Here is an 8633-nt window from a genome sequence, read left to right on the forward strand (position 1 = left end):
GTGCAGGTCAGGTGGGTGGTCCAGCGTCGGCCGCGGATCAGGACGGGCGGGTGGTGGCCGCAGTTGATCCAGGTCAGGACACCGGTGGTGAGGTCGAGGTCGGCCAGGACTGCGGTGGCGTAGCGGGTGTGGGAGAACTGCTCGATCAGCGTGGCTTCGATGGTGTCCCTGGCTTCGGCGAGGCCGCGGCCTTGGCGTCGCTGGTTGCGGCAGGTGGCCATGGCGAGGTTCGCGGTCAGCCCGGCTGAGGTGTCGTGTCCCATGGCGTCGAAGACCGCAAGGTGAGCGGTGTGCCCGGCCAGGGCGTAGTCGAAGGCGTCACCGGCGGTGGCGTAGGCGGGTTCCATCGTCGCGGCGATGGTCACCCGCTTGTTCGCGAACGCCCGGGGGGGCATCAGGGTCCACTGCATCTCCGCGGACACCGACATCGGACTGACACGGGTGAGGCGGGCGTAGGAGTCGCTGTGGTGGCGTTTGGAGACCAGCAGCATGCCCACCAGCGACGCCAGGCCCTCCATCGCCGCCGACGTGGGCTCCTCCGGTTCATTGTCGGTTTCGATGCACAGGACACCGAGGCGCTCGGTGCCGTCCAGCACCGGCAGCCAGTGCTGCGTCCGGCCGTCGACCGGCACGGACTGCGACTGCCCGTCGCGAAAGACCCGGCCCCCCAGCGTGGCGTCGATCCGCAGCTCCCGCCCGCCCTCTCCAGCGTCCAGGCCCTGCCCGGTGACCTGCCGCAGCACCAGCTCCTGGATGTCCGCCACGTAGAGACGTGCCCGATGCAGCCCGGCCTCGCCGGCCCGGTGCGCCACCAGGGCCGGCAGCTCCTCAAACGCGGACAGGTGACTGGCCCGCAGCAGGCCGTGAAGCATGCGGGCCGAGTCCTCGAGTGAAGCCATGCGGTCAGCCTGTCAGACAGGGACCACCCGCGGCCGCCCCACCAGCCCCATCGCCCCGAGAGGCTCTTGCGGTCGGCAGACGAAACGAGAAGCCCGAACGGACGTCGCAACCACACGTATCCCCATCGCCGACGTCCACACCCGAACGCCAGCGCGGAGGTGCACAGAAAACAACCCGCATGTCCCTGCCCCACTCGCTTGGCGCGGTGATGGAAAGCTGGACAGCGCGGCCAGGAGCTCACTCGTGGCACCGGACGCGCACAGGGCCGACGAAGGCACCGCAGCCCGCTGACCTGGCGTGTTCGGCGTGATGGGCGGCGTCCAGGCCGTGGTCGGGATGATCCCAACGCGCGCTGTGCCTGGCCGGGTACCAGCGTGGTCAGCAGGAGCATCGTGCGATGGGGCAGATGGGGAGTGGACCCGGTCAGCTGCAGCGCGGCACCTCGGACCGCATCCGCAACCGACGGGTCAACGAGCGCCCCGGCGATGAAGTCGCCGGCGAGGACATCGTCAAGGGCTTCGAGCTGAGCGAGGGCGAGTACGTCGTCGTGGAGCCCGACGAACTGGACCATATCTCGCCGGGCCGCTCCCAGACCATCGACATCACCGCGACTTCGTGTACCAGATCGAGCTCGTCTGCTTCGACCGCACCTACTACATCGCCCCGCGCGGCAAGAAGTACACCAAGGTGTTTCCGTCGAGGTTGAGCGTCGTGGCCGGGCTATCGCGGCCGCGCGGCGGGGCGGAAGGGCGTCGCCAGGCCGGTGAGGAGGGCCAGTGGGAAGAGAACGCCGAGCAGTTGGACACGGGAAGCTCGACGGTGGCGTTGGCGCCGGTGGCCGTCTGCGAGTTCGTCGCTGCGGATTCCAGCGGCATCTGACGAGGTACTCGTGCCCGGAGCACACGTTCCCTCCGCGTCATTCACCGGGAAGGAAGCAGGGGAACGCGAGACGCTCGCACCCGGGTTGTGGGAGCCGCCAGACGCAGGCGAGTGAGCGCGGCACTGCCCATGCTGGTGATACCGGGCGGGTATCGAAGGGGAGGAAGAGGTCGGTTCCCCTCGCAGAGGCCTCTGCGGACCGCGTTTGCCGGACCTCACGGCGGTGACTCGGTCCAAGAAGGTCATCTCTCCCTACTTCACAAAGGACGGCGTGATGAGCGCGCAGTACCCCGAGATGGACGACGACCCGCGGCGTGACAAGGCGGCTGGCAAGGAGAAGGACGATGTCGTAGCCATCCTTCTCCAGCAACACGCCAGGATCAGGGAACTCTTCGGCGAGATCAGCGGAGCCGAAGGCGACCGCAAGAAGGAGGTCTTCAATGAATTGAGGGGCCTCCTCGCCGTGCACGAAACGGCCGAGGAGATGATCGTGCGCCCCGCCGCCAAGGACGTCGCCGGCGACGAAGAAGCCGGAGCGCGCAATGCCGAGGAGAAAGAGGCCAACAAGGCCCTGGCCCGGCTGGAGAAGCTGGACGTCAACAGTCCGGAGTTCGATGTACAGCTGGCTCAATTCCAGCAGGACGTGCTCTCCCACGCCCAGCATGAGGAGACGGAAGAGTTCCCGGCGCTCGAATCCGGCTGCACACCTGAGCAGCGCCGGACCATGGGCAGGAGGTTGCTCACGGCCGAGAAGCTGGCGCCCACCCATCCCCATCCCACCGCTGCCGGATCACCGGCCATGCAGTGGACCCTGGGCCCCTTCGCCTCTCTCTTGGACCGGGCTCGCGACGCCTTCAGTACGTCGGCCAAGCGATAGCGGAAGCAACTTCCGGAATCGGAGATCCGACCGGTATGCGTGCTGTACTGGGCTCAGTTAAGCCTTGGTCATGGGTCAGGCCGCGGGGACGGGCCGTGACCGTGCCGGTGAAGGAGTGTGCACGTTGCTAGCGGGCTTGCGGCCCACTCGTTCACTTGGCTGAATGGATGGCGTCCCGGCCGGGCTGGGAAGCAGGCCGTTCACTGCATGATGTCGCCCGACCGTGGCCGTCGGCCGACCAGAACGGTAGGCCCACACTCTGGGAGGGGACCCCCTCTGCCCCGGGTGCGCCGCCGTTTCCGGTATCGCACCCGAGGGAACCCGGCGGTGACCCGATGTGAAAGGGCACAGACATGGCCAGCGATGAGCACCGCCGCGAGGACGGCTACGGCAGGGCCAGCGACCCCGAGGAGCCTGGATCGCACTCGGGTGCGGAAAACCAGGCCCAGGACCGTTCCATCCCAGGCACAGCGAGCAACAAGGAGGGTTACCGACCGGAACGGGGCACGACGGCGGGCACGCCTCTTAAGGGCATCGAGACCGAAGAAGGCGCCGCACCTGACGCCGGCGACGATGAGGAGTCACCGGCCGCTAGCTGAGACGCAAGGCCTCTCGGACACCGCATTGCGCGCCTCACCGGCACCTCGCGTGCAGCACACGATCACCGTCGATCCGCAGGTAGCCGTACCGGCAGGTCAGTGAGACGTTTCCGGTGACTTCCTCGGCGTGACGCAGACCGCCAGGCGTCGCTAGGCTTAGCGGTCCTGCTGCAGTCCGACTGAATGGGGCACCAGATCTCCGTAGTGATCGGAGACCCGGTGTCAACAACATCCGGCAGTTTTATCCCTAGAGTCACGGCCAGGCTCGACCGCCTCCAGGTCAGGGACCGCCCTCTTCCGCTTTCCGCTTCTCGTCGTATCCCCGGGTCAAGCCCAACAACAGCAGAGACACGATCGCCAGCACCATCAGCACGATTCCTACAGCCACATCGATCACTTGGGCGCCGTCGAACACTTCCGTGCTCTGCCTGCCGATGGCCCACGGCGAGGCGATCATCCATGCCCCGGCCACCAGCACCACCAGATCAGACCACTTGCCGGGGTAGCGGAAGAAGCGGGCGAGGGCGGTGAAGAATACGACCATCCCCACACCCAGCTCGTTGCGATGTGCGTCCTTTGCGGTGTCTGGGTAGCCCGCGATCCATGGGGCCACGAACAGCACCACCGCGCTGAGGAGCATCAACAATCCGATGATTTGTTGCCTTTGCCCCCGGAGCAGAGACTGATCGGCAGAATTCCTCTTGGACCGGGCAGTTCCCGGTTTGTGCGCTGTTGCCATGTCAGACACCTCCGCCCGGCCGAGTACCCCGATCGTCTCGTTCTGCTGTGGCCCCGAGCGACCCGCACCGCCATGGGGAGGCTCATGGCCCTGGTCGGGGTGGACACACTGCAGCTCGGGTACAGCGCCCTCATGGACAAGGCGACCGGCGGCTGTGGCCGGTCCGGGTGCGTGACCTAACTCGGGGAAACGGGTACTCGCCAGGACATGATCAGGCACGCACTGTGGCAGGGGCTGCTCGCCGGTACCGCTGGAGGCGCCGTGATGACGCTCGGCGAGAAACTGGAGCAGGCCGTCACTGGCCGGCCGGACTCCCATGTGCCGGCTCGTGTCCTGCAGCGGCTGACCGGCCTGCCCGAGCGCCCCGGCACCCAGCCGCTCAAGGTCAACTGGTTCATGCACTTCGGCCAAGCCGCCCTCCTTGGCGTGCTGCGGTCGGTCATGGCCCAGGCCGGGCTGCGCGGACCGGCCGCCTCCGCCAAGTTCACGGTCGTCCGTCTCACCAACGACCAGATCCTGGAGAACGCGACCGGTGTTGGCGCCCCGCCCGAGACCTGGCCGCGTCGGGAACTCGTGGTGGACGTCCTGCACAAGGCCGTCTACGCATTCGTCACGGGCGCCGTCGCCGATGCCCTGGCAGCGCGTGGCAGCATGGGCCCCGGTCAGCGGCACGCCGCCCGGCGCCCCGGCCGCCATGCGGACGCCGGCCCCCTGCCCCGCCGGGACGCTTACGGGCGATGACCCGCCGGTCAGGAGCGCTTGCGCACCAGCACGGCGACCGCGGCGGAGACGAGCAGCCCGATCAGACCGGCCAAGACCCTCCTGCCCCACGGGCCGGACACCCCCAGCCCGTCACGGAGCCGGTCGTAGAGGCTGAGCGGCACGCCCAGGACCGCGTTGCCGGGCGGCGCCGCGGCACGACCGGGTGGGGACGGGTCGGCGCGCTGCGGCGCACCGTCTCCCACGCCACACCGAGCCGCCGCAGCCAGCCAGCGTCCAGTGCCTCCTGCAGCCGGGGCAGTAGTCCTCCTCGTCCCGGATGTCCTGCCGGATCAGGGCGAAGACCCGCCGCACCTTCTCCTCGCGCTCCGCTGTGCCGGGGTCCAGGCGCTCGATGCCGGTGACGAGGGCGCGAGCGGTGGCCGGACCCCGGCCCGGTCGAAAGATTGCGAAGACGAGCCAGTGTTCGCCGGCAACCCCATCAGGACATCGTTGGCACAAGGTGCACCCAGCCGTCTGGCGGGTGGGCGGAGTGATCGAGCACGTACCTGTCGCATTCCCAAGCGATGGGCACCGAGCGGGTGGTAGTGCAAGGCCCGGCATGCACTGTCACCGACCCTTCTACCGAGCGCCGGGAACTGGCCAGCCTGAAGTCTCGGGTGTACCAGCCGATCTGAGTTGGCGTCAGCCGACGACTGCCCCAAGTGACCCTGCTGATCCGTGTCCTGCCGGCCGGTCCCCTGCACCCCGGCGGATGAATCAACCATTCGGCCCATACCTTCCCCAAGCGCACGGCAGTTGTCGAATCAGCAGGTGCAGCTTGCTGGGGAAGGGCTACGCACTGCCCCACCCCAACAACCGACAAGCAGGCGTACCACCACTCACAAAACCGTCCGGGTTCAGCGATTAACTAGCTAGGGATGCTGATGGCGACACATGCGACTGAGCCGGTCTCTCCCGTGTCGGCGGTAGGGCGCCGCACCAAGGGACAGGTCATCGTCAGTTGGCTGACCACCACCGATCACAAGAAGATCGGGCATTTGTATCTGATCACGTCGTTCGGTTTCTTCTTGATCGGTGGAGCGTTGGCCATGGCGATCCGGGCCGAGCTGTCGCGCCCGGGGCTGCAGATCCTGTCGAACGAGCAGTACAACCAGGCGTTCACGATGCACGGCACAATCATGCTGCTGCTGTTCGCGACACCGACTTTCGCAGGGTTCGCCAACGCGATCATGCCGTTGCAGATCGGCTCCCCGGACGTCGCCTTCCCCCGGCTGAACATGCTCTCGTACTGGCTGTTCGCCTTTGGCGGCCTGATCGTGCTCAGCAGCCTGCTCACCCCGCAGGGCGCCGCCGACTTCGGCTGGACCGCCTACACCCCGCTCAGCGGCGGGGAGCGCACTCCCCAGGTCGGCGGGGACCTGTGGATCATGGGGCTGGCTCTGTCCGGCTTCGGCACGATCCTCGGCGCTGTCAATTTCATCACCACGATCATCTGCATGCGCGCGCCCGGCATGACCATGTTCCGGATGCCGATCTTCACCTGGAACGTGCTGCTCACCTCGGTGCTGGTCCTGTTGGCGTTCCCGGTGCTGGCCGCCGCGCTCTTCGCGCTGGAGGCCGACCGCCGGTTCGGGGCGCAGGTCTTCAACGCAGAGAACGGAGGGGCGATCCTCTGGCAGCACCTGTTCTGGTTCTTCGGCCACCCCGAGGTCTACATCCTCGCGCTGCCGTTTTTCGGTGTGATCACCGAGGTCATCCCCGTCTTCTCGCGGACGCCGATCTTCGGATACACGGGCCTGGTAGGCGCCACGATCGCCATCACGGGTCTGTCGGTGACGGTGTGGGCGCACCACATGTTCGCCACCCAGGCTGTGCTCCTGCCGTTCTTCTCCTTCATGACGTATCTGATCGCGATCCCGACCGGGGTGAAGTTCTTCAACTGGATCGGCACGATGTGGAAGGGCTCACTGTCCTTCGAGCCGCCGATGCTGTGGGCGGCCGGCTTCCTGGTCACCTTCCTGTTCGGCGGGCTGACCGGCGTCATCCTCGGCTCACCGCCGCTGGACTGGCACGTCACCGACACGTACTTCGTCGTCGCGCACTTCCACTACGTGCTCTTCGGCACCATCGTGTTCGCAATGTTCGCCGGGTTCAGCTTCTGGTGGCCGAAGATGACCGGCACCATGCTCGACGAACGCCTCGAGAAGATCCACTTCTGGACGCTGTTCACCGGCTTCCACATGACCTTCCTGGTGCAGCACTGGCTCGGCGCGGAGGGCATGCCGCGCCGCTACGTCGACTACCTCGCCGCCGACGGCTTCACCTGGCTCAACACGGTCTCGTCCATCGGCGCGTTCCTGCTGGGCCTGTCCACCCTGCCGTTCCTGTACAACGTGTGGAAGACCGCCAAGATCGGCAAAAAGATCGAGGTCGACGACCCCTGGGGCTACGGGCGGTCCCTGGAGTGGGCCACCTCCTGCCCGCCGCCGCGGCACAACTTCGTCACCCTGCCGCGCATCCGCTCCGAGTCCCCCGCCTTCGACCTGCACCACCCGGACATCGCGGAGGTGGATCAGGTGGAGAACGTCGGTCGGCGGGATGTGGTGAAAGTCGAGGGCGACAAGGGTGATCGGTCATGATCAAGGGTCGGCAGAGCCGGGCGCACGCCGACGAGGCACCGGCCCTCGTCGGCGATGTCGAGGGCTACCTCAAGGCCCAGACCTACTACCTCCAGGCCCGGCAAGAAGCGGAGACGCTGCGCTCACGCATGCCGTGGCTGACCACCGCGCAGGCCGAAGAGATGACCCGCCTCTACGTCGAGCAGCGCATTAGTCTCACGCGGCAGACACTGGTCCACCACATCGGTGATCTGCGCGCGCAGTACGAGACTCGCTACCGGGAACTGCGGCGCACCCTGCTCAAACGCCATGCCGCCATCACCTGCGCTCTCCTGGCCGGTACGGCGGGCTTCAATACCGCTGCCTGCCTCGTGGGACGCTGAACGCCCACACCTCAGCGAACTGGTTGGGGGGATGAGCAGCCTCAGGCGGGGATCCATCGTTCGGTGCCCGGCATGAGCCGCTGGAAGGAAGCAGCCAAGGCCGGCCGTGCATCCGGCGACGTCAGCTGCCGGCTTCAGGCTCCGTGGGCGTACCTACGCGGCAGGAGCGCGGCAGCCTATGGGCGGATGGCGGCGTGCGCTGTCCGGGGCCGGGGCCGCCACGGGCGGCAAATGCATCGGCGACCACTTCGGTAGCCATGGCGTACACGCCTTGTGTAGGACATCCACGACGAGTTCCTTGCGGGGCCAAGTGGGGCGGCGTGGCGCCGACACCGGATCGCGTTCTCCAGGATCTGGTCCGTTGGTGAGGCGGACGACGGCGAGCTTGCGGCCATGTGGGAGTCGGGCCGGCCGGTGACGGCCTGCTCGATCTTCCCGCCGAGGGGCATCGCGACGCCTCCGGCGGTACCGGCCACCAGACCCTGCCACAGTGTGGGCCTGATCGCGCGCTGTTGGGTATCCGGTACCACCGCTCTTCCCCCGTTATGCACCCTCGACGTCATCGTCCCCTCGCTGGCGAAGTCGCTGGCCGCCGACCACGAACAACGCCGGGCCCTGGAAACCCGGATAGAGGCCCTGCTGGAGGCCCACCCTCTTTCCCAGGTCCTGACCTCGATGCCCGGCATCGGCGTCAGGACCGCCGCAGTCCTCCTGGCCACCGTCGGCGACGGCAGCAGCTTTCCCACCGCCGCCCACCTGGCCTCCTACGCTGGCCTCGCCCCCGCAACCCGGCAGTCCGGCACGTCGATCCACGGCGAGCACGCCCCCAGAGGCGGCAACCGCCAGCTGAAACGAGCGATGTTCCTCTCCGCGTTCGCAGCCCCCCACGACCCCGCCTCCCGCACCTACTACGAC

At 67.5% G+C, this 8633-nt stretch carries 10 protein-coding genes and 1 pseudogene; 8 read left to right on the forward strand and 3 right to left on the reverse strand.

Annotated elements, in window-relative coordinates:
* Positions 1-899, reverse strand: an 899-nt coding sequence (locus C1J00_RS32505; protein ID WP_102912571.1) for a PP2C family protein-serine/threonine phosphatase, incomplete at its 3' end; no start/stop codon positions are given.
* A gap of 407 nt (positions 900-1306) precedes the next feature.
* Here C1J00_RS32505 and C1J00_RS47985 point away from each other — a divergent pair.
* The 4 genes from C1J00_RS47985 to C1J00_RS32520 all read left to right on the forward strand — a co-directional run bounded on the left by C1J00_RS47985 (position 1307) and on the right by C1J00_RS32520 (position 3255).
* Positions 1307-1606, forward strand: coding sequence for a Ku protein (locus C1J00_RS47985; RefSeq protein WP_342751769.1), 300 nt, complete (start codon positions 1307-1309; stop codon positions 1604-1606).
* The gene (locus C1J00_RS47220) at positions 1516-1779 is read left to right on the forward strand and encodes a hypothetical protein (protein WP_245936586.1); all 264 of its coding nucleotides are present in this window, start codon (positions 1516-1518) and stop codon (positions 1777-1779) included. Before C1J00_RS47985 ends, C1J00_RS47220 begins: the two co-directional genes overlap by 91 nt.
* A gap of 274 nt (positions 1780-2053) precedes the next feature.
* Complete coding sequence (locus tag C1J00_RS32515) at positions 2054-2656, forward strand: hemerythrin domain-containing protein (protein ID WP_102912572.1); 603 nt, start codon at positions 2054-2056, stop codon at positions 2654-2656.
* 353 nt (positions 2657-3009) lie between these two features.
* Positions 3010-3255: a hypothetical protein gene (locus C1J00_RS32520; protein WP_102912567.1), complete on the forward strand. Its 246-nt coding sequence runs from the start codon at positions 3010-3012 to the stop codon at positions 3253-3255.
* Positions 3256-3535: 280 nt separating this feature from the next.
* Here the strand turns inward: C1J00_RS32520 and C1J00_RS46000 are convergent, their stop codons facing one another.
* The gene (locus C1J00_RS46000; RefSeq protein WP_219728386.1) at positions 3536-3994 is read right to left on the reverse strand and encodes an SPW repeat protein; all 459 of its coding nucleotides are present in this window, start codon (positions 3992-3994) and stop codon (positions 3536-3538) included.
* Positions 3995-4201: 207 nt separating this feature from the next.
* Between C1J00_RS46000 and C1J00_RS32535 the strand changes: the two genes are divergently transcribed.
* Positions 4202-4735, forward strand: coding sequence for a hypothetical protein (locus tag C1J00_RS32535; protein WP_102912569.1), 534 nt, complete (start codon positions 4202-4204; stop codon positions 4733-4735).
* 8 nt (positions 4736-4743) lie between these two features.
* On the opposite strand, the gene C1J00_RS47225 is transcribed toward C1J00_RS32535, so the two are convergent.
* Positions 4744-4959 (reverse strand): hypothetical protein, encoded by a 216-nt coding sequence (locus C1J00_RS47225; protein WP_245936587.1) that lies wholly within the window; start codon positions 4957-4959, stop codon positions 4744-4746.
* A gap of 681 nt (positions 4960-5640) precedes the next feature.
* Here C1J00_RS47225 and ctaD point away from each other — a divergent pair.
* The 3 genes and pseudogenes from ctaD to C1J00_RS32560 form a co-directional block, all read left to right on the forward strand.
* Positions 5641-7356 carry an aa3-type cytochrome oxidase subunit I gene (gene ctaD, locus C1J00_RS32545; RefSeq protein WP_102912570.1) on the forward strand — a complete coding sequence of 572 codons (1716 nt, stop codon included), beginning with the start codon at positions 5641-5643 and terminating at the stop codon, positions 7354-7356.
* Positions 7353-7718, forward strand: coding sequence for a hypothetical protein (locus C1J00_RS32550; protein WP_245936588.1), 366 nt, complete (start codon positions 7353-7355; stop codon positions 7716-7718). Before ctaD ends, C1J00_RS32550 begins: the two co-directional genes overlap by 4 nt.
* A 543-nt stretch (positions 7719-8261) precedes the next feature.
* A pseudogene (locus C1J00_RS32560) lies at positions 8262-8633 on the forward strand (transposase); the annotation flags it as partial.

The organism is Streptomyces cahuitamycinicus (assembly GCF_002891435.1).
In the GTDB taxonomy this organism is placed as follows: domain Bacteria; phylum Actinomycetota; class Actinomycetes; order Streptomycetales; family Streptomycetaceae; genus Streptomyces; species Streptomyces cahuitamycinicus.

Excerpts from the sequence above, each read along its gene's own strand:
- C1J00_RS47985 (WP_342751769.1), top strand. The coding sequence starts at position 1,307 with ATGGGGAGTGGACCCGGTCAGCTGCAGCGCGGCACCTCGGACCGCATC.
- C1J00_RS32515 (WP_102912572.1), top strand. The coding sequence starts at position 2,054 with ATGAGCGCGCAGTACCCCGAGATGGACGACGACCCGCGGCGTGACAAG.
- C1J00_RS32520 (WP_102912567.1), top strand. The coding sequence starts at position 3,010 with ATGGCCAGCGATGAGCACCGCCGCGAGGACGGCTACGGCAGGGCCAGC.
- C1J00_RS46000 (WP_219728386.1), bottom strand. The coding sequence starts at position 3,994 with ATGGCAACAGCGCACAAACCGGGAACTGCCCGGTCCAAGAGGAATTCT.
- C1J00_RS32535 (WP_102912569.1), top strand. The coding sequence starts at position 4,202 with ATGATCAGGCACGCACTGTGGCAGGGGCTGCTCGCCGGTACCGCTGGA.
- ctaD (WP_102912570.1), top strand. The coding sequence starts at position 5,641 with ATGGCGACACATGCGACTGAGCCGGTCTCTCCCGTGTCGGCGGTAGGG.
- C1J00_RS32550 (WP_245936588.1), top strand. The coding sequence starts at position 7,353 with ATGATCAAGGGTCGGCAGAGCCGGGCGCACGCCGACGAGGCACCGGCC.